Below are 19,083 nucleotides of genomic sequence, written 5' to 3' on the forward strand. Positions count from 1 at the left end.
CGCCGCCGACTCCGCCGTCGCAGACGGATACCGCCGCTCGAAGTGCTCATCGAACTCCGCGATCACCGCGGGCGACGGCAACTTCGATTCGAACATACATTCGATTATGCCAGGGCGGTCTGACAACACCTACCTGCCCACTAGTCCCCTTGCCGGACCCAGGCAAAGATGTACAAGCTCATCGCCGTGACGAGCGCGATCAGCACCCATTGAACGATGGCCTGGTCGATCCACGAACCGGGCGGTGGTGCGCCGGGAAGGATGTTGCGCAGCGGGACGATGGCGAACAGGTTCGCGGCGTACCAGGTGGCGAACGGCGGCAGAAACTTCCTTCTGCCCAGCGCCATCGGAATGGCGACCAGCAGTGCCAGGGTGGGCAGGCTGATGAGGACCAGGCAGATGCCCAGGTCGAAGATCAGCGGGCCCTTGGCCCTCTTCAGGGTGATGACCACGTTCCCGTTGTCGGTGCCGCGCTGCGTCGGGAGCGCTCCGGGGTCGTGGACGCGGTTGACGGTGATGTCCCACCCGTCCAACTCCCCAGTCACCTCGACCCGGGCGGGCACCTTCTTCAGGTTGTCGCCCGACCCGACGAAGGCGTCGGCGGAGATCGGCTCGGTCCGGTAGGAGTCGAACGGCCAGTTGCCCGGATCGCGGTGCGCCACGACCGTGGTGCTGAGTTGCGCCGGCGCCTTGCCCTTCGGGTAGTGCAGGTCGCCCAGGTCGCTCGTCGGGTACAGGCGCACGGCGACGTCGGTGCCCAACACGTCGAATCTGTTGTCGTACGCCGAAATCCCCGGATAGACAAGCACATTCACCGCGAGCCGCTTGGCGACCGGCTTCAATTCCTCGACCTGCAGCTGCACGATGGTCGCGTCGCCCCCGCCCTGGCCCAGGTCCAGCGGAGGCAGCGGCCCCTCGGACCTCTCCAGCCAGTGGACGCCGAACAGGGAGAGCATGTAGGCCGTGACGACCACCGCCAGGACGGCGACCCCGATCACGATGCGCGGCCGCTTCGCCATGTGTTTGCGGGCCGGCGGTGCGGACGGTGTCGGTGCGTCCGATGGGGGCGGCGGTGCCGGCGCCGCGGGAGCCTCGGCGGTCATTGGTGAGCCGCTGATGTTTCAGGGCTCGTCGAGGGCCACACGTGGTCAGATGCTAGCGAACTCGCGCACACCGTGCGCGCCGATGCACGCCCCGTCACTCGCCGTCCATGCGGCGGTAACCCGCTCGTCGTTTCAGGTGTGGGCGGCGCCCCCGGGAACGGCCCGCGTTTGCTGCGTGACGCAGCGGAACCCGATGTGGGTGGTCGCGGTGTCCTGCGACTGCGGTGACCGCGCGGCCGGACGATAGCGGTGGCAGTACTCCGGCGCGCACAGGTGCGAACCGCCCTTCAGCGTCTGGCTGACGGCCGGATCCGCCGGCCCCGTTGGGGCGCAACACGCCTTCGGCGGCTCGTCGAGGCGGTGGTGCGCGGAGAACCTGGTGGCGGTCCACTCCCACACGTTGCCGATCATGTCGAGCAGGCCGAACCCGTTGGGGGGGAACGTGCCCACCGGCGATGTGCCCACCCAGCCCAGGGCGCCGTCGTTGCGGTATGGGAAGCGACCCTGCCAGGTGTTGGCCATCAGCCGACCGTCGGGGTTGGGTTCGTCCCCCCACGCGTACGTGCCCGTGCTCCCGCCGCGGGCGGCGTACTCCCACTCGGCCTCAGTCGGCAGCCGCCGGCCGGCCCACCGCGCGTACGCGGCGGCGTCGGGGTAGGCCACCTGCACCACCGGGTGCTCGGCCCGGTCGGTGAGGTCACTGTCCGGCCCGAGCGGATGGCGCCAGCTGGCGCCCGGTACCCAGTCCCACCATTGCCGCCAGTCGCGCAGGTCGACCGGGCCGGGAGTGGGACGAAAGACCATGGCGCCCGGACGCAGATCGGCCGGGTCCGCCCCCGGGTACAGCGCCGGGTCGATGGGTTGCTCGGCAACCGTCACATAGCCTGTCGCGGAGACGAATTCGGCGAACTGCGCATTGGTCACCGGGTGTCGCTCCACCGCGAATGAGGCCACGGTGACGGTGTGGATCGGCGCCTCTTCGGGATAGAAGCTGGTGCACCCCATGCGGAACGATCCGCCCGGTAGGTCGACCAGCTCGGTGAGCACCAGTCCAGGGTACGAGCGGCTCAGTCGGATTGCCGATACCACGTGAGCATGTACAGCCCCATCGCCCCGACAAGCGCGAGCAGCACCCAGATCACCAACGCCTGGTCGATCCATGCCCCGGGTGGTGGCGAGCCGGGAAGGAAGTTGCGGATGGGTATGACGGCGAACAGCATCGCCGCGAACCATGTCACGAAGGGCGGCACGAATTTGCGCCTCCCCAAGGCGATCTGGATGGCCACCGCGAACGCCAAGGTCGGCAGGGCGAAGAGGACAAGGCAGATGCCGAGGTCGAAGATCAGCGGACCTTTGGCCCGGTGCAGCGTGATGACCACGTTGTCCGGCCGGTCCGATTCCTGGCTGGCTTCACCGACGCGCTGGACGCTCACGTCCCAGCCATCCAACGCGCCGGTGACCTCGACCCGGGCGGGGATGTATTGGCGGGCGTCGCCCTGGCCAACGAGAACATCGGCCGAGAGTGTATCCGTGCGATACGAATCGAACGGCCAGTCGTTGGGGTTTCCGTGTGCCTCGATCGTGGTGGCAACCTGCGCCGGCGACTTCCCCGCCGGGTATTGCAGATCGCCCAGGTCGTTGGGCGGATCCATCCGGACCGCGGTGTCGGTCTTCAACACGTCAAGGCGTTTGTCGAACATCGAGTCTTCGGGTATCACAAGCACTTTCACCGTCAGGCGATTGGCGATGGTGTCCAGCTTCTCGAGGCGGACCAACACGACGGTGTCACCGGTTGCGTTCAAGTCCGGCGGCTTGAGTGGGGCCCCGGAATTGGCCAGCAGGTGGAAGCCGAACAGGGACAACGCATAGACCGCAACGAAGGCCAGCAGGGCGCCGAGGCCGATGACGAGGCGCCGCCTGGGCTTGCGCGACTGCGTTTCGGGCCGCGCCAACGTCGTAGTGCCGGGCGAAGGCGTTGCTGGCGTTGCGGGCTGCTGCTGCGGCGGCGTGTGATGGGTCATCTTCCTGCCTTCGTCGAGGTTGACCGATCCGCCGCCCTGGGCGGCACGAGACAGATGGTAGCGAACTCGATGTGCTCGCGGGGCGAAAATAGATATCGGTCGCCATCAGGCATGTTGGGCCGACGCCGCCAGCGGCAGGCCGCCGGGCAGCGAATCCTTCCCAGGGCGACTCGTCCGCTCCCCGCGCACACCGGCATCTCGCATGGCCAAAGGATCAGTTCACCCGATGTTTGTTTGCTTGCCGGCTGGGATAACGGTAATTCTCGACGTGTGTCGAAATGGGGCGAAGCCCCTCTGCTCGCCGTCGCCGCCGGGCCCCACCCCCAGGAGCCAACCAACGTGAAGCGCAATCTACCGGCGGCAGCCATCAGCCTGTTCGCTGCGGCGGCAGTGGCGGTCTCAGCATGCAGCACCGACTCCCACCCGACGCTGGCGTATGCCGCCGGCGCCAAGGTGGAGTGCGGCGGCAAGCAGGCTCTGACCGCCAGCGGCTCGACCGCGCAGGCCAACGCGATGACGAAGTTCGTCGCCGCCTACGGGAAGGTCTGCGCCGGGCAGACCCTCAACTACACCGCGAACGGATCGGGCGCCGGAATCAGCGACTTCCTCGCCGGCAAAACGGATTTCGGCGGGTCGGACACGCCGCTGTCCGGAGACCAATATGCCGCGGCCAAACAACGCTGCGGCGGAGCCGACGCGTGGAACCTCCCGGTGGTGTTCGGCCCGCTGGCCATCACCTACAACCTCGGCTCGGTCGACTCCTTGGTGCTCGACGCGCCGACGATAGCCAAGATCTTCGACGGCACCATCACCCGATGGGATGACCCGGCGCTTACCGCGCTCAACGCATCGATGCCGGCCGAAGAGATCCGTGTCATCTACCGCAGCGACGCGTCCGGGACCACCGACAACTTCCAGTCCTACCTGCAGGCCGCGTCCGGCGGGGCCTGGAGCAAGGGCGCCGGCAAGGCGTTCAACGGCGGCGTCGGCACCGGCGCCGCCGGCAACAACGGCACCGCGGCACTGGTGAAATCGACCGAGGGCGCAATCAGTTACAACGAGCTGTCTTTCGCGCTGCAGCAAGGGCTTTACGCCGCCGAGATCAAAACCCCGGCGAGCCGCAGGTCGCTCCGGCCGGTGCGGATCGGCACCGACACCGTCGGCAAGACCATCACCGGCGCCAAGATCGTCGGCAGCGGCAACGACCTGGTGCTCGACATCTCGTCGTTCTACAACCCCGCCCAGCCGGACGTCTACCCGATCGTCTTGGCCACCTACGAGATCGTCTGCTCGAAGTACCCGACGCTGGACGTCGCCAAGGCGGTCAAGGCGTTCCTGCAGGCGGCGATCGGACCCGGCCAGGTGGAGCTGGCGAACAGCGGCTACATCCCGCTGTCGCCCAACTTCCAGGCCAGGGTCTCGAGCGCCGTCGACGCGATCAGCTCGATGGAGGCACCGAATCCGGAGTAGGCGTCAGGCCCTCTTCGGCGGCTTTTTCTCGCGGGATCGCCACCAGGCGACGATGAACAGGGACATCGCAGTGACCAGCCCTATCAGTACCCATAGGACGACGGCCTGGTCGATCCAGGAACCCGGCGGTGGAGATCCTGGCAGGAAGTTGCGCAGCGGGACGACGGCGAACAGCAGCGCTGCGAACCAGGTTCCCAACGGCGGCAGGAAGGTGGTCCGGCCCAACGCCATCGGGATGGCCACCCACAATGCGAGCACCGGCAGGGCGATGAGGACCAGGCAGATGCCGACGTCGAAGATCAGCGCGCCCTTGGACCGTTGCAGCGTGATGATCAAGTCGTCCTGCACATCGGGGTTGGCGTCCTCGGGGTCGTGGACGCGGGTGACGGTGGCGTCCCAGCCGTCCAACTTTCCGGTCGCCTCGACGCGGGCAGGTGCCTTCTCGCGGCTGGCGCCGGTACCGGTGAACACGTCGGCGGCGATGACCTCGGTCTTGTAGGCGTCGAACGGCCAGTTGGCGGGATCGCCGTGCGCGACGATGGTCGTGCTGACCTGCGCCGGCGATTTTCCTACCGGGTATTGCAGGTCGCCGAGGTCGTTGTCGGGATACAGGCGCACCGCGGCGTCGGTGGTCAGCACCCCGAAGTTCTTGTCGTACAACGAATCCTTGGGGTAGACGGTCACATTCACCGTCAGGCGGTTCGCGACGGTATCCAGCTTCTCCAGGCGGACCTGAACGACGCTGTCTTCGGCCTCCACCTTGCTCAAATCCACCGAGGGAAGCGGGGGCGCCGACTTTGCCAGCAGGTGCACGGCGATCAGCGAGAGAGCGTAGATGACGATGAGGGAGGCGACTATTCCAAAAGCGATGGCGATTTGCCGACCCCGGTGGTCGGCGGGCGCCGGCGGCGCGGGAGGCGCCGGAGTCCCGGCGGTCATTGAGGCATCACGGGCCAAATGCTAACAGGGACAACGGCGAATTTCAGGGGATAATGACGGCGAATTGCTGCATTACCGTCGATTTAGCCGCTTCGAAACCGGGCGCTTTGCCGGGCCCCTCCAGATGGATGGCGACCAGGTACGCCTGGGTGTTGGTCCAGATGTGGGCGATGCGGTCGGCGAACTCGTTTGCTCCGGCCCCGCCATTGGTCCCGCTGAGCAGCTGGCTGCTGTAGCCGCAGAATTGGGCCGCTGTGACGGTGACCTTGGCCCCGGGGTGCGCCGTCCCCAAGTCGGTGGCATAACGCAGGAACGCGCCACCGGGGTCGAGGTCGGTGCGGGCGATGGTCACCCGTACCGACATGCCGTCGGGGCCGGTCGACGTCAACGCCACGTCGCCCGTGCCGGGAACCGCATTCCAGCCGTCGGGCAACGGGACCGTGAGCACGGGCGCCACCGGGTCCGCCACGGAGGCCTTGGTCATCGACCCGCTGGTGGGCGGCGGGAAGCACACCAAGGCATTGGGCGGAATGTGGTCGGGCAGGGTGGTCTCGATGCCGGGCACCGGCTCGGCCGGGTCGGAAGCTCGCGTGGTGGCCGAAGTTGACGAGGCGGTGCCACCGATGGCCGTTCCGCCGGTGGTCTTCTCACATCCCACCGCAGCGAGCGCCAACAAGCACAGCACCAGGGCTTCAGTCGCGCGAAAAGGCAAGCGCAATTTCGGCTTCCACGTCTACATAGGGCCGGCCGGACAGGTCGACGGTGACCTGCGCGATGGTGCCCCCGGTGAACGAGAACGGCGCTTTGTAGCGGCTGCACACTGCCGAGCCGCCGTTGCGGCCGACGGTGATCCCGGCACCCGCGATCCCGAACGTTCCGGGATGGGTCTGCACGTCCGCGAGCGTGCCGACCACTTCGTCGTCGATGAACAACGTGACGTCGCCGAGCGGCGTGTGGCTGTCCGGCACGGTCCCGGTCCGCGAATAATTCACGCCGAGCAGATGCCTGCCGAGCGGCACCGCGCCCGATGAGGAGACCGTCTGCTGGCGCTCGCCCAGGAAGTTGTAGACGTAATGCAGCCGCCCGTCCTGGATGAACAACACGTGCCCGCCGTGGGCGCCGCCGTGTTTGAACAGCACCCCTTCCGCGCCGGTGGTGTCCACGCTCACCTCGGCCAGCACCGCGAACGACCTGCCGCGGATTTCTGCGGCGGCGCCGCTGCTCACGTCCGCGCAGTCGGGATAGTAGATGTAGCTGGTCCGGTCACCGACGAGGTAAGGGCGAAATCGCGTCATCGTCTCCAGGATGTTCAGGTCCGACAGCGGCAACCCGTTGTACTTGGCGGCCTCGGAGAACCACATCGCCTTGAGTTCTTCGAGTTTGTCCGGGTGCTCGGCGGCCAGGTCGTGACACTGGCTGCGGTCGGCCTCGATGTGGAACAGCTCCCAGCGGTCGGCGTCGAAGTGCGACCAGCCCGCCGGCGTGGCCGCGTGGACGGTGTTGGCGAACCAGCCCTGATGCCAGATGCCGCGGGTGCCGAGCATGGAATAGAACTGGGTCTGCTTCCCGGTGTTGGCGGCCGAATCAGCAAGGGCCGCTTTGAAACTCACGCCGTCCAGTGGCTTCTGCGCGATGCCCCGCACGGTGTCGGGGGGCGTCATGCCCAGCAGGTCGTAGACCGTGGGCGTGATGTCGCAGACGTTGACGTAGTTGTCGCGGATCTCCCCATGTGCGGCAACACCATTGGGCCACGAGATGATCGCCGTGTCGGCGATGCCGCCCTCGTGCGACGCGTACCGCTTGTACAGCTTGTACGGGGTGTTGAAGGCCATCGCCCAGCCGATCGGGTAATGGTTGTAGGTCTCCGGGCCGCCGAGGTGGTCGAACAGCTTCATGCTCTCTTCGACGGTGTCGATGTAGCCGTTGAAGAACTTGCCCTCGTTGACCGATCCGTTCGGGCCGCCCTCCCCGCTGGCGCCGTTGTCGGAGATCACCACGATGAGGGTGTTGTCCAGTTGACCGGATTCCTCCAAATAGTCCAGGATGCGGCCGATTTGGGCGTCGGTGTAGCTGAGGAAGCCGGCAAACACCTCGGCCATTCGGGAGAACAGCTTCTTCTCGTCGGCGTTCAGCGAGCCCCACGGCCGCACCGTGTCCTGCAGCGGCCAGGGCTCGCCCTGCGGTCCCTTGACGTCCAGGTACGGGTTGACCGGCGACAACTCGGTGTCCGGCGGCACGATGCCCATCGACTTCTGGTTTTCCAGCACGATCTCGCGGTAGGCCTCGTAGCCCATGTCGAAGCGGCCGGCGTAATGGTCCGCCCATTCTTTGAAGACGTGGTGCGGCGCGTGCCCGGCGCCCGGGCACACGTAGCTGAACCAGGGCTTGTCCGGCGCGATCACCTTGGCGTCGCGGATGAACTCGATGGTCTTGTCGGCGATGTCCTTCGAAAGGTGATAGCCGTCTTCCGGCGTGCCCGGCGGGTTGACCGGATGGTTGTCGTAGACCAGGTCGGGATACCACTGGTCGGTCTCGCCGCCCAGGAAACCGTAGAACCGCTCGAAGCCGCGCGAGATGGGCCAATGTCGTTTCGTCGAAGCGAGATTGGATTCTTCGAGCGGCGTCAGGTGCCACTTGCCGACGCAGTACGTGTTGTAGCCGCGCTCGGCCAGCACTTCGGAGAGCAGCGCGGTATCGAACGGGATCCGGCCGTTGGCGTTGGGGAAGGCGTCGGTGAACTCCTCGATGGTGGCCATGCCGACGGTGGTGGCGTTGCGGCCGGTCAACAACGACGCCCGGGTCGGCGAGCACAGCGCGGTGGTGTGAAATTGCGACAGCCGTACACCACGCTCGGCGATGCGGGTCATGGCGGGCATCTCGACCAGGCCGCCGAAACAGTCCCACGTCGCGATGCCGGTGTCGTCCCAGACCAGGTACAGGATGTTGGGCGAGTTCTCCGGTGCGGTCGGGGCGGCGTACGGGCCCCAGTCCGGCTCGGAGTCCCGGATATCCAGCTCGATCTTGCCTTGAAAGGCATGGGAGTCAGGCGACATGCGCCGAGCGTAGCGCCACCGCGGGAATTCCGATCCTTTTTCCCTGCGGCGTTACGCTCGGCACAGCGAAACGCCCGAGACCCTAAGGTCCCGGGCGTTTCGATGTCCCGTGGGGGCTACTTGGCCTTCTCGAGGATTTCGACGAGCCGCCACCGTTTGGTCGCCGACGTCGGACGCGTCTCCATCAGCGAGACGCGGTCGCCGATGCCCGCGGTGCTGTTCTCGTCGTGCGCCTTCACCTTCTTGGTGGTACGGATGATCTTGCCGTACAGCGGGTGACGCACGCGGTCTTCCAGCTCGACCACGATGGTCTTCTGCATCTTGTCGCTCACCACGTAACCGATGCGGACCTTGCGCCGGCCACGCACCTTCGGGTTGGCCGGAGTGTGCTTGGGGCCCTTCTCTTTCGAGGCGGTGTCCTTTGCGGCCGCCTTCGGAGCCGCCTTCGGGGCCGCCTTCTTCGCTTCTGCCATCAGGATTCCTTACCGTCGGGCCCGGAAGCCAGGCCCAGTTCTCGTTCGCGCAGCACGGTGTACACGCGCGCGATCTCCTGTCGCACCGCGCGCAGCCGGCGGTTGTTGGACAGCTGCCCCGTCGCCATCTGGAAACGCAGGTTGAACAGCTCTTCCTTGGATTCGCGCAGACGCTCGGTCAGCTCCTCGTCGGTGAGCTCACGCAGTTCGCCAGGCGAAATTCCCACTGCCATCAGAACTGATCCTCTCGGGTCACGATGCGTGCCTTGATCGGCAGCTTGTGGATTGCACGGGTAAGGGCCGCCCGGGCCACCTGCTCGTTGGGGTAGCTCAGCTCGAACAGCACGCGGCCCGGCTTGACGTTGACCACCCACCATTCCGGCGAGCCCTTACCCGAACCCATCCGGGTTTCGGCGGGCTTCTTGGTCAGCGGGCGGTCCGGGAAGACGTTGATCCACACCTTGCCGCCACGCTTGATGTGGCGGTTGATCGCGATACGCGCGGACTCGATCTGCCGGTTGGTGACGTAGGCGTGCTCCAGGGCCTGGATGCCGTAGTCACCGAAGTTCACCGCCGTGCCGCCGCTGGCGATGCCACGCTGGCGGGGGTGGTGCTGCTTGCGGTGTTTAACCCTGCGGGGAATCAACATGATTCAGCTCTCCGTGCTCTGCGGTTCTGCGGCGGGCGCGGCCTCGGCCGCTGCGGCCGCAGTGCTTTCTTCGGCGCCCGCGGCGGCCCGGCCGGCCTCGGTGCTGGTCGCCGTGGTCCCCGACGCACCGCTGCGCCGGGGGCGCGTGCCCGACGGACGCTCGCGGCGCGGACGGTCGGCGCCCGCCGGAGCGGCTACGGCCAGTTCGCGTTTCCCGCCGACGATGTCGCCCTTGTAGATCCACACCTTCACACCGATCCGGCCGAAGGTGGTCTTGGCCTCGTACAGGCCGTAGTCGATGTCGGCGCGCAGCGTGTGCAGCGGCACCCGCCCCTCGCGGTAGAACTCCGAGCGGCTCATCTCCGCACCGCCCAGGCGACCCGAGCACTGCACCCGGATGCCCTTGACGTTGGGCTGACGCATCGCCGACTGGATGGCCTTACGCATCGCGCGGCGGAACGCCACCCGGTTGCTCAGCTGCTCGGCGACGCCCTGGGCCACCAATTGCGCCTGGGACTCAGGATTGCGGACTTCGAGGATGTTGAGCTGAACCTGCTTGCCGGTCAGCTTCTCCAGGTCCGCACGGATGCGGTCGGCCTCGGTGCCGCGGCGGCCGATGACGATGCCGGGGCGCGCGGTGTGGATGTCGACGCGCACCCGGTCGCGGGTGCGCTCGATCTCCACGTCGGCGATGCCGGCGCGCTCCAGCCCGGTGGACAGCAGCTTGCGGATCGCGACGTCTTCCTTGACGTAGTCCGCGTACTGCTTGTCGGCGTACCAGCGGGACTTCCAGTCGGTGGTGATACCCAGCCGGAAGCCGTGCGGATTTATCTTCTGGCCCACTAGTCTGAGCCTCCCTTCGCTTCCGAGGTCTCAGCAGTTGCCTTCGAAGTCTTCGCCTCGGCGGTTTTCGCCGCAGCCTTCTTCGCGGGTGCCTTCTTGGCGGGTGCCTTGGTGGCGGCCTTCTTCGCGGGCGCCTTCGCGGCGGCCTTGCTGGCCTCGGCGCGGCGGGCCCTCGTCGACTTCGCCGAACGCTGGTCCTTGGCCGGCCGGCTCTCCACCACGACCGTGATGTGGCTGGTGCGCTTGCGGATCCGGAATGCGCGACCCTGGGCGCGCGGACGAATGCGCTTGGCGGTCGGGCCCTCGTCGGCGTACACCGTGGCGACCACCAGGGTGGCCGGGTCCAGCCCGTTGTTGTTCTGCGCGTTCGCCGCGGCGCTGGCGATCACCTTGGCTACCGGCTCGCTGGCCGCCTGGGGCGCCCAGCGCAGGATGTCGAGCGCGTCGGCCACCGACCGGCCCCGCACCAGGTCGATCACCCGGCGTGCCTTCGTCGGTGAGACCCGCACGAACCGCGCCTTGGCGACCGCCGACGGGAATTCAGTTGTGGTCATCGCCGTTTGGCCTTCCGGTCGTCCTTGATGTGTCCCTTGAAGGTTCGCGTCGGCGCGAATTCACCAAGCTTGTGACCGACCATCGACTCGGTGACGAACACCGGGACGTGCTTGCGTCCGTCGTGGACGGCAAAGGTGTGACCGATGAAGTCCGGGATGATCGTCGAACGCCGAGACCAGGTCTTGATGACCTGCTTGGTGTTCTTCTCGTTCTGAACGTCCACCTTCTTGAGGAGGTGGCCGTCGACGAACGGGCCCTTCTTCAGGCTGCGTGGCATGTGCTTGTACTCCTAGTCCCGGAACTTCCTCAGCGACCGTGCTTCTTGCCGGTGCGCCGGCGCCGGACGATGAGTTTGTTGCTGGCCTTGTTCGGGTGGCGGGTGCGGCCCTCCGGCTTGCCCCACGGGCTCACCGGGTGGCGACCACCGGAGGTCTTGCCCTCACCACCACCGTGCGGGTGGTCCACCGGGTTCATGACCACACCACGGACCGAGGGGCGCTTGCCCTTCCACCGCATCCGGCCGGCCTTGCCCCAGTTGATGTTTGCCTGCTCGGCGTTGCCCACCTCGCCGACCGTGGCGCGGCAGCGCACGTCGACGCGGCGGATTTCACCGCTGGGCATACGCAGCGACGCGTAGGTGCCCTCTTTACCGAGCAGCTGGATGCTCGAGCCGGCGGACCGGGCCAGCTTGGCGCCACCGCCCGGCCGCAGTTCCACGGCGTGGATCACGGTACCGGCGGGGATGTTGCGCAGTGGCAGGTTGTTGCCGGGCTTGATGTCGGCGTTCGCGCCCGACTCCACCACGTCGCCCTGCGAAAGGCCTTGCGGCGCGATGATGTAACGCTTCTCGCCGTCCAGGAAGTGCAGTAGCGCGATGTTGGCGGTCCGGTTCGGGTCGTACTCGATGTGCGCGACCTTGGCGTTGACGCCGTCCTTGTCGTTGCGACGGAAGTCGATCACCCGGTAGGCCCGCTTGTGGCCGCCGCCCTTGTGGCGGGTGGTGATGCGGCCGTGTGCGTTACGGCCACCGTGGCCGTGCAGCGGGCGCACCAACGACTTCTCCGGCTCCGACCGGGTGACCTCGGCGAAGTCGGACACGCTGGAGCCGCGGCGGCCGGGGGTCGTCGGCTTGTACTTACGAATTGCCATGTCTAATCAGGTCTTTCTCTCGCGCGCGGCTAGGCCGGGGCCCCGAACAGGTCGATGGGCTTGCTACCGGGCGCCAGCGTGACGATGGCCCGCTTAGTGCCCTTGCGCTTGCCGTATCCGGTCCTGGTGCGCTTGCGCTTACCCTGCCGGTTTGCGGTGTTCACCGATGCGACCTTGACGGAGAAGATCTTCTCGATGGCGATCTTGATCTGCGTCTTGTTCGAATCGGGGTGCACCACAAAGGTGTACACGTTGTCGTCCAGCAGCCCGTAGGACTTTTCCGAGATGACCGGGGCCAGGATGATGTCGCGGGGGTCGGTGATGGTCGCCATCTACGCCGTTACCTCCTCGGTGCTAGCGGTGCTGGCGCCCGCCTGGGCACTGATGTAGGCGTTGAGCGCCTCAACGCTGAACACCACGTCGTCGGAGCGCAGCACGTCATAGGTGTTGAGCTGGTCGGGCGTCAGGATGTGCACACCGGGCAGGTTGCGCACGCTCTTGGCGCCGGCCTCGTCGCTGCGGCCGATCACGATCAGCACCTTCTTGCGGTCGGTCAGCGTGCCCAGAAATGCCCTGGCGTTCTTGGTCGACGGCGTCTGGCCCGACACCAGCTCGGTGACCGCATGAATGCGGCCGTTGCGCGCCCGGTCCGACAACGCGCCGCGCAACGCCGCGACGATCATCTTCTTGGGGGTGCGCTGGGCGTAATCACGGGGCTTGGGGCCGTGCACGACGCCACCGCCGGTGAACTGCGGGGCCCGCGTCGAACCCTGACGGGCACGACCGGTTCCCTTCTGCCGGTACGGCTTACGTCCACCGCCGCTGACCTCGCCGCGGGTCTTGGTCGAGTGCGTGCCCTGGCGAGCCGCCGCCCGCTGCGCGGTGACCACCTGGTGCATCAACGCGATATTGGCCGGGGCGTCGAACAATTCGGCCGGCAATTCGACGGAGCCGTCGACCTTGCCGTCCGGCGTCTTGACGTCAATCTTGAGTGTCTGGCCTTTAGTCGCCATTACTTCTCACCTCGTTTGATCGCGCTGCGGACCACCACGAGCCCACCGGTGCGGCCGGGGACCGCGCCCTTGATCAGCAGCACGCCGTTCTCGGCATCAACCTTGTGCACCACCAGGTTCTGCACCGTCACCCGGTCGTTACCCATCCGGCCGGCCATCCGGGTGCCCTTGAAGACGCGCGCGGGCGTGGCGCAGCCGCCGATGGAACCGGGACGGCGGTGCACCGCCTGGGCGCCGTGGCTGGCGCCCTGGCCCTTGAAGCCGTGGCGCTTCATGGTGCCGGCGAAGCCCTTGCCCTTGGAGGTACCGGTCACGTCGACATAGGCGCCGTCGGCGAAGATCTCCGCCGTCAGCTCCTGGCCGACTTCGTATTCGCTGGTCGCGGCCTCGTCATCCAGCCGCAGCTCGGCGAGGTGCCGGCGCGGGTTCACGCCCGCGGCGCTGTATTGACCGGTCACCGGCTTGTTCACCTTGCGGGGGCTGATCTCGCCGTAGGCCAGCTGGACGGCGCTGTAGCCGTCGCGCTCGGGCGTGCGGATGCGGGTGACCACGTTGGGCCCCGCTTTGACCACCGTCACGGGGACGACCCGGTTGTTCTCGTCGAACACCTGCGTCATGCCCAGCTTGGTACCCAGAATGCCTTTTCTTGCCATGAGTTCACCAAGCCCCTACTGGATGTTGACGTCGACACTGGCCGGAAGGTCGATGCGCATCAGCGCGTCGACGGTCTTCGGCGTCGGGTCGAGGATGTCGATCAACCGCTTGTGAGTACGCATCTCGAAGTGCTCCCGCGAGTCCTTGTACTTATGCGGAGAGCGAATGACGCAGTACACGTTCTTCTCAGTCGGCAGCGGCACCGGACCTACGACACTGGCACCCGTGCGGACGACGGTCTCGACGATTTTGCGCGCCGATGCGTCGATGGCCTCATGGTCGTAGGCCTTGAGCCTGATGCGGATCTTTTGTCCCGCCACGCTTCTCCTACCCTCACTCCACTTACAAAAATCCGTGTCCGGACCTGGTGCTCCCAGCGCGCTGATCGAGCCCGGGTCAACCCTGGGCCGATCGAGCGTCGCGCCGGATACTGCGCCGCTGTTTACCTGTCGTGGTCCACCGGCCCCCGCGGTCGGGTGTGTCACCCTCACGCAGCCTGGACCGCGGCAAAATTTGTCGCGCTCCAAGGATGGGACCGGACGCGCCCGTTTGGGCGCTGGTCGTATGCCCGACCAGGCGCAAACCCGGCCCAAGGCAACCTGAACAGTATGCCCTAGATCGTGGGTTTGGCCAAATCCCGGCCGAACGCCGCCGACGCGGCCCCGCCGGGCGGCCAACCCGCTGGTCAGCGGCCGTAGCCGGCCTCAGGCACCCGCCGATTCGACGCTCGCCGCGTCGGCCCGGTTGTGTGCGCGCTGAACATAGAGGAAACCGTCGACGGACGCGAGCGCGCACTCGCGGTAATCGAAGTCGGGAAGCGTGGAAAGGCGCCCCAGCACCAGGGGGCCGATGAGGAGCGCGATGGCCCGGGAGCGGTCCACCTCGCCGAGTTCGGCGGCCTCCGGGCTGTCGAAGATGGCGTCGAACGGGGCCGCGTACTGCTGGGCGATGCGCTCGCGCAGCGTGGTGATCGCCGCGCTGTCCGCCGCCTGGCTGTCGCGGGGTTCCGGCATCTCGTCCAGGTCGCGGCCCAGGGCCAGCCACGACATCGCCGTCATGACGGCGGGCGCCTGGGCCACCGACTCGGCCTGCGCCAACACCACCGCCACCAGGCGGTCGCGCAGCGAACCCTCGGCCGGCGGCGCGGGTGACGGCGGGATGAGGCTGTTGAAAGCCGCTGCCAGCAAATCGTTTCCGCTCGGGAAGTGGCGATACAACGTGGCCCTCGCGACGTTGGCGGTACGGGTGACCGCGTCGACGGTCACCGCGCTGGGACCACCGGAACTCAGCAGCGCGGCGGCGGCCTCGAGCAAACGGGCCCGCGAGCGCGCTGGGCGGGGGTCGCTGGTGCTGCCAGTGATTGTGACCCACCTCCCTGTTTGGAAACGAGACTATCGGTCTACCTACAAGACTGTCGGTCTCGAAACTTCCCAACGCCACCGTGAGGAGGCGCATCATGGTCGAAACCCTGGTCCGGCCTGACCAGCGTACTGATGCGGTCAGCATCGGCAATAGTCCCCGAGCGCGAAACTGGACGCTGGCCGTCGCCTGCATGGGAGTCGCCCTGGTTGTCGCCTCGATGACGGCCTTGAACACCGCGCTGGGAGACCTCGCGGTGGCCACCTCGGCCACCCAGTCCCAGCTGAACTGGATCGTCGACGGATACACCGTGGCCCTGGCGTGTCTGCTCTTGCCCGCCGGCGCGATCGGCGACCGCTACGGCAGGCGCGGCGCCCTGCTGATCGGTTTGGTGGTCTTCTCGGTCGGCTCGATGGCTCCGGCGATGCTGCACAGCCCGGCGCAGATCATCGCCGGCCGCGCGGCGGCCGGGATCGGCGCCGCCTTCGTGATGCCGGCGACGCTGTCGCTGCTGAGCGTGGCCTATCCGAAAGCCCAGCGCACCAAGGCGGTTGGGATCTGGGCCGGCACGGCCGGATCCGGTGGCGTGCTGGGCATGATCGGTTCCGGTTTGCTGCTTCGCTTTTGGGACTGGCACGCGATCTTCTGGTCACTGGGCGCCGCCGGGCTGGTGATCTTCGCGCTGGCGTGCACCGTCGCTTCGTCCCGCGACAGCGGCGCCCCGCGGATCGATGGGCTGGGCGCGGTCCTGATCGGCGCCGCGCTGGCGATCGCCGTGGCGGCGATCCTGGAGGCGCCGACCCGCGGATGGAGCGACCCCCTGGTCTGGGGCGGGCTGGTCGCGGGCGCGGTGCTCGCGGCGGCGTTCGGTGCCGTCGAGCTGCGCCTCGCCTGGCGCAGCAGGCAACCCCTGCTCGACGTCCGGTTGTTCGCCGACCCGAATTTCGCCACCGGCGTCGCCGCGATCGTCATCCTGTTCGGCGCCACGTTCGGGTTCTTCTACATCGGCATGCAATACGTGCAACAGATCATGGGCTACTCGGCCCTGGCGACGGCAATCTCCTTCGGCCCGTTCATGGTGCCGCTGGGCATCTTCTCGGCGCTGTCGTTCTGGTACGTGCCCAAGCTGGGCCTGCGGCTGGTGCTGTTCATCGGCACGCTGCTGATGGCGGTCGGCTTCGCGTGCATGTACCGGTTGAACCTGCACTCTTCCTATCTGGAATTCGCCTGGCCCACACTGATCCTGGCAACCGGCATCGGAATCTGCACGGCGCCGACGACATCGGCGATCATGGGTGCGGTGCCCGACGAGAAGCAGGGCGTCGCCTCCGCGGTGAACGATACGTCCCGGGAGATGGGCGGCGCGTTGGGAATCGCGGTGGCGGGTTCGATTCTGGCCGGCCGCTATTCGCACGAGCTCGCCCCGAAGCTGGCGGGCTTTCCCGGGCCGGTCCGGGGGCCGGCCACCGATTCGCTGGCCAAGGCGGTCGAGGTGGCGGGCCGGATGGGGCCCCAGGGCCGCCAGCTGGCCGACATCAGCAAGTCCGCGTTCCTGGCGGCCTTGCACGCGTCGACCATCACGATGGCCGTGATCGTCGCCGCCGCCGCGCTGCTGATCGCGGTTTGGGCGCCGGGCCGCGACGGCCGGCAGCTTCGGCCGGTACGCGGGATGCTGTCCGGCCGCCATCGCTGACACGCCGCCGGGGCGCGACCGCTTCGGCCAATGCTGTTGTCCGACAGCGGGTTCAACGCTTGAAAATGTCTGCCGGTTCTGGTATCACCAGACGTATATCGACAGATACAGATCATCTCTGCGAGCGAGGTGGATGTGGTGTTGATGGGTGTTGCGAGCGTGGTCGAGCCGGTATGCCCGGTGATGCATGAGGCGGCGGCGATCGTGGAGGCCGAATGGGTACGCCTGAGGCGAGAGAGCGAGCCGGCTCGGCACCCCAGCTGTGAGTTTCCCACGGCGCGGCGCTGCCGGCGCCAGACGAGCACCCTGGTGTCCACCGAATCGACGCGCGCCGGCCGCGCGGCGCACACCCTCGGGCGGCGGACTCGCTGGCCGGCCTCCCTGATCTGGGCCCGGCAGCGTTCACCTCCGGCCTGCCGGCATGTTTCACGCATCGGCGAAGGGAGGTAACCGAGAAGAGACAAGCACGGGTAATCGAACAGTGAAATGGCGACCGTGCAGTCCACGAATATTGCGACGCTATTGTCGCGTGACGCACCACCTGCGCGCGCACTGCCACTCGACGTGGCCATCTACGTGGACCGCATGAACAATCGCCGCTCGCGGGGCGGGCCTCATGCCTCAGCCTTGAGGCCCGCCCTCACGCACGCATCACCGAACGAATTCGGCGGCGCGATGACCGAGCATGACGATGCTGGCGTGCGGCCCCCGGCTGGTGATTTCGGGCAGGATCGAGCCGTCGATCACCCAAAGGTTGTCGATACCGTGCACCCGGCAGCGATGGTCTACGACGGCTCGCGGGTCGGTATCGGCGCCCATCGGCGCTGTGCCGCAGAGATGTTGCGACGTGGACCATACGGGTTCACCGACATGCGTTGCGGTACGCGCCAATTCGCGGGCAAGTTCGGCGCCTTGGCGTAGCGCCGCGACGTCTTCGGGCTCGCTGTCGTAGCGGTGCTCGATGCGGGGCGCCGCCTCGGGATCCGCCGACGCCAGCGCAATACGCCCACGTGCGCGCGGCCGCATGAGCGCAACCCCGATGTGCGGCCAGTCGGCATGACCGGCGGTGCCGTCCCCGGTCATCGCGACGAATCCCCCTGTGTACGGTCTGATCTCGAGCCCGTCGGCGGTGCTGAGTACGACTTCGAGCACCGGCCGGCCGGGAGCCACCGTCCAGTCGGTGGGCAACACCCATTCGGGGTGATCGCTGAACGACGTCCCCACCGGCAGCGGCTTCACCACGGGTACGCCGACGGACCGCAGCCCCTTCTCGGCTCCGATGCCGGAGAGCATCAGCAGCTGCGCCGTTTGGATGGCGCCGGCACACAGCACGATCCGGTCCGCGGTCAGCGTCAAGCGGCCGTGCGGGCCGATCGCGTCGACACCCGCGGCGGCGGCGCCGGCGAAGCGCAACCGCGCGGCGCGCGTCCGGGAGTGCAATGTCAGATTCGGCCGGCGCAGCGCCGGCAGCAGAAATCCCGCGCCGGATCCGGTACGCACACCGTCCACGATGTTGAGCGGGACGGCGCCTACTCCCGAAACCAGTTCCGGCCCACAGTCATTGAGATCTTCGATCCAGTCGAACCCGGCGCGCTGCGCGGCGGTGATGAAACGCTCGGTGGTTCCCGTCATTTCGTGGGTACGACGGACCCGGATGGGACCGCTGTCGCCATGGGCCGGCCCGCTGAAGTCCAGGTCGGTCTCGATGGCGCGGAAGCTTTCGAGGACGTCGGACCAGGCCCAGCCGGGTAGCGATAACCGGTCGAAGTCGCGCGGCAATCCGCGGCAGAAGTAGCCGCCATTGATTGCGCCCGAGCCACCGACCGTCGCCCCGCGCACGATCGGATGCGCGCGCATGGGTCGATCGGTCAGGCTGGTCTGATAACGGCACACCAGCGGGCTGCCGACCCCGATCGGCAGCTGCAACCCGTTCGCGGTCTGAGCGAGCAATCCCGGATCATCGAGGGCCGGCCCCGCCTCGAGGACGGTCACCGCGCAGCCCGGCTCGGCAGAAAGACGTTCGGCGACAACCGATCCAGCGCTACCGGCACCGACGATCAGCACGTCGCTGTGCGGGGCGGCCTTACTCAAGGGCGGGTCAAGGTGGCG

The 19,083-nt window shown here is 67.4% G+C and carries 21 protein-coding genes; 2 read left to right on the plus strand and 19 right to left on the minus strand.

Features of this window, described 5'->3' with window-relative positions:
• Window positions 1-140: 140 nt before the first annotated feature.
• The 3 genes from A5773_RS08405 to A5773_RS08415 form a co-directional block, all read right to left on the minus strand.
• Window positions 141-1,019, minus strand: a complete 879-nt coding sequence (locus A5773_RS08405) for a DUF4436 domain-containing protein (protein WP_067790489.1) — start codon at window positions 1,017-1,019, stop codon at window positions 141-143.
• Between the two features lie 216 nt (window positions 1,020-1,235).
• Window positions 1,236-2,150 (minus strand): formylglycine-generating enzyme family protein, encoded by a 915-nt coding sequence (locus A5773_RS08410; RefSeq protein ID WP_067790492.1) that lies wholly within the window; start codon window positions 2,148-2,150, stop codon window positions 1,236-1,238.
• Window positions 2,151-2,170: 20 nt separating this feature from the next.
• Complete coding sequence (locus A5773_RS08415) at window positions 2,171-3,124, minus strand: DUF4436 domain-containing protein (RefSeq protein WP_066951903.1); 954 nt, start codon at window positions 3,122-3,124, stop codon at window positions 2,171-2,173.
• Between the two features lie 339 nt (window positions 3,125-3,463).
• Between A5773_RS08415 and pstS the strand changes: the two genes are divergently transcribed.
• Complete coding sequence (gene pstS, locus A5773_RS08420) at window positions 3,464-4,594, plus strand: phosphate ABC transporter substrate-binding protein PstS (RefSeq protein ID WP_066952045.1); 1,131 nt, start codon at window positions 3,464-3,466, stop codon at window positions 4,592-4,594.
• A 3-nt stretch (window positions 4,595-4,597) separates the two neighbouring features.
• Here the strand turns inward: pstS and A5773_RS08425 are convergent, their stop codons facing one another.
• The 15 genes from A5773_RS08425 to A5773_RS08495 form a co-directional block, all read right to left on the minus strand.
• Window positions 4,598-5,533: a DUF4436 domain-containing protein gene (locus tag A5773_RS08425; protein ID WP_066951906.1), complete on the minus strand. Its 936-nt coding sequence runs from the start codon at window positions 5,531-5,533 to the stop codon at window positions 4,598-4,600.
• A gap of 43 nt (window positions 5,534-5,576) precedes the next feature.
• Window positions 5,577-6,251 (minus strand): hypothetical protein, encoded by a 675-nt coding sequence (locus A5773_RS26255; RefSeq protein WP_232001820.1) that lies wholly within the window; start codon window positions 6,249-6,251, stop codon window positions 5,577-5,579.
• Entirely contained in the window at window positions 6,226-8,586 is a 2,361-nt protein-coding gene (locus A5773_RS08435) for an arylsulfatase (RefSeq protein WP_066951909.1), read from the minus strand. The genes A5773_RS26255 and A5773_RS08435 overlap by 26 nt, the downstream gene beginning before the upstream one ends.
• A gap of 116 nt (window positions 8,587-8,702) precedes the next feature.
• Window positions 8,703-9,062 carry a 30S ribosomal protein S17 gene (gene rpsQ / locus A5773_RS08440; protein WP_197505364.1) on the minus strand — a complete coding sequence of 120 codons (360 nt, stop codon included), beginning with the start codon at window positions 9,060-9,062 and terminating at the stop codon, window positions 8,703-8,705.
• Window positions 9,059-9,292 (minus strand): 50S ribosomal protein L29, encoded by a 234-nt coding sequence (rpmC, locus tag A5773_RS08445; protein ID WP_066951916.1) that lies wholly within the window; start codon window positions 9,290-9,292, stop codon window positions 9,059-9,061. The genes rpsQ and rpmC overlap by 4 nt, the downstream gene beginning before the upstream one ends.
• On the minus strand, window positions 9,292-9,708 hold the full coding sequence (gene rplP, locus A5773_RS08450; RefSeq protein ID WP_007167840.1) for a 50S ribosomal protein L16: 417 nt from the start codon (window positions 9,706-9,708) through the stop codon (window positions 9,292-9,294). Before rplP ends, rpmC begins: the two co-directional genes overlap by 1 nt.
• A 3-nt stretch (window positions 9,709-9,711) precedes the next feature.
• Entirely contained in the window at window positions 9,712-10,551 is an 840-nt protein-coding gene (gene rpsC, locus A5773_RS08455) for a 30S ribosomal protein S3 (RefSeq protein ID WP_066951917.1), read from the minus strand.
• Window positions 10,551-11,105 carry a 50S ribosomal protein L22 gene (rplV, locus tag A5773_RS08460; RefSeq protein WP_066951918.1) on the minus strand — a complete coding sequence of 185 codons (555 nt, stop codon included), beginning with the start codon at window positions 11,103-11,105 and terminating at the stop codon, window positions 10,551-10,553. Before rplV ends, rpsC begins: the two co-directional genes overlap by 1 nt.
• Entirely contained in the window at window positions 11,102-11,383 is a 282-nt protein-coding gene (rpsS, locus tag A5773_RS08465; RefSeq protein WP_066951921.1) for a 30S ribosomal protein S19, read from the minus strand. The genes rplV and rpsS overlap by 4 nt, the downstream gene beginning before the upstream one ends.
• 29 nt (window positions 11,384-11,412) lie before the next feature.
• The gene (rplB, locus tag A5773_RS08470) at window positions 11,413-12,255 is read right to left on the minus strand and encodes a 50S ribosomal protein L2 (protein WP_066951922.1); all 843 of its coding nucleotides are present in this window, start codon (window positions 12,253-12,255) and stop codon (window positions 11,413-11,415) included.
• Window positions 12,256-12,284: 29 nt separating this feature from the next.
• The gene (gene rplW / locus A5773_RS08475) at window positions 12,285-12,587 is read right to left on the minus strand and encodes a 50S ribosomal protein L23 (RefSeq protein ID WP_066951923.1); all 303 of its coding nucleotides are present in this window, start codon (window positions 12,585-12,587) and stop codon (window positions 12,285-12,287) included.
• The gene (gene rplD / locus A5773_RS08480) at window positions 12,588-13,268 is read right to left on the minus strand and encodes a 50S ribosomal protein L4 (protein WP_066951925.1); all 681 of its coding nucleotides are present in this window, start codon (window positions 13,266-13,268) and stop codon (window positions 12,588-12,590) included.
• On the minus strand, window positions 13,268-13,921 hold the full coding sequence (rplC, locus tag A5773_RS08485; protein WP_067261490.1) for a 50S ribosomal protein L3: 654 nt from the start codon (window positions 13,919-13,921) through the stop codon (window positions 13,268-13,270). Before rplC ends, rplD begins: the two co-directional genes overlap by 1 nt.
• A gap of 15 nt (window positions 13,922-13,936) precedes the next feature.
• On the minus strand, window positions 13,937-14,242 hold the full coding sequence (gene rpsJ, locus A5773_RS08490; protein WP_003873519.1) for a 30S ribosomal protein S10: 306 nt from the start codon (window positions 14,240-14,242) through the stop codon (window positions 13,937-13,939).
• Between the two features lie 384 nt (window positions 14,243-14,626).
• Entirely contained in the window at window positions 14,627-15,235 is a 609-nt protein-coding gene (locus A5773_RS08495; protein WP_082948155.1) for a TetR/AcrR family transcriptional regulator, read from the minus strand.
• 143 nt (window positions 15,236-15,378) lie between these two features.
• Here A5773_RS08495 and A5773_RS08500 point away from each other — a divergent pair, with 143 nt between their 5' ends.
• Window positions 15,379-16,974 carry an MFS transporter gene (locus A5773_RS08500; RefSeq protein WP_066951928.1) on the plus strand — a complete coding sequence of 532 codons (1,596 nt, stop codon included), beginning with the start codon at window positions 15,379-15,381 and terminating at the stop codon, window positions 16,972-16,974.
• 651 nt (window positions 16,975-17,625) lie between these two features.
• Here A5773_RS08500 and mftG read toward each other — a convergent pair.
• A complete protein-coding gene (mftG, locus tag A5773_RS08510) occupies window positions 17,626-19,065 on the minus strand; it encodes a mycofactocin system GMC family oxidoreductase MftG (RefSeq protein WP_066951931.1) in 1,440 nt (479 codons plus the stop codon).
• Between the last annotated feature and the right edge of the window lie 18 nt (window positions 19,066-19,083).

The organism is Mycobacterium sp. 852014-52450_SCH5900713 (assembly GCF_001667075.1).
In the GTDB taxonomy this organism is placed as follows: domain Bacteria; phylum Actinomycetota; class Actinomycetes; order Mycobacteriales; family Mycobacteriaceae; genus Mycobacterium.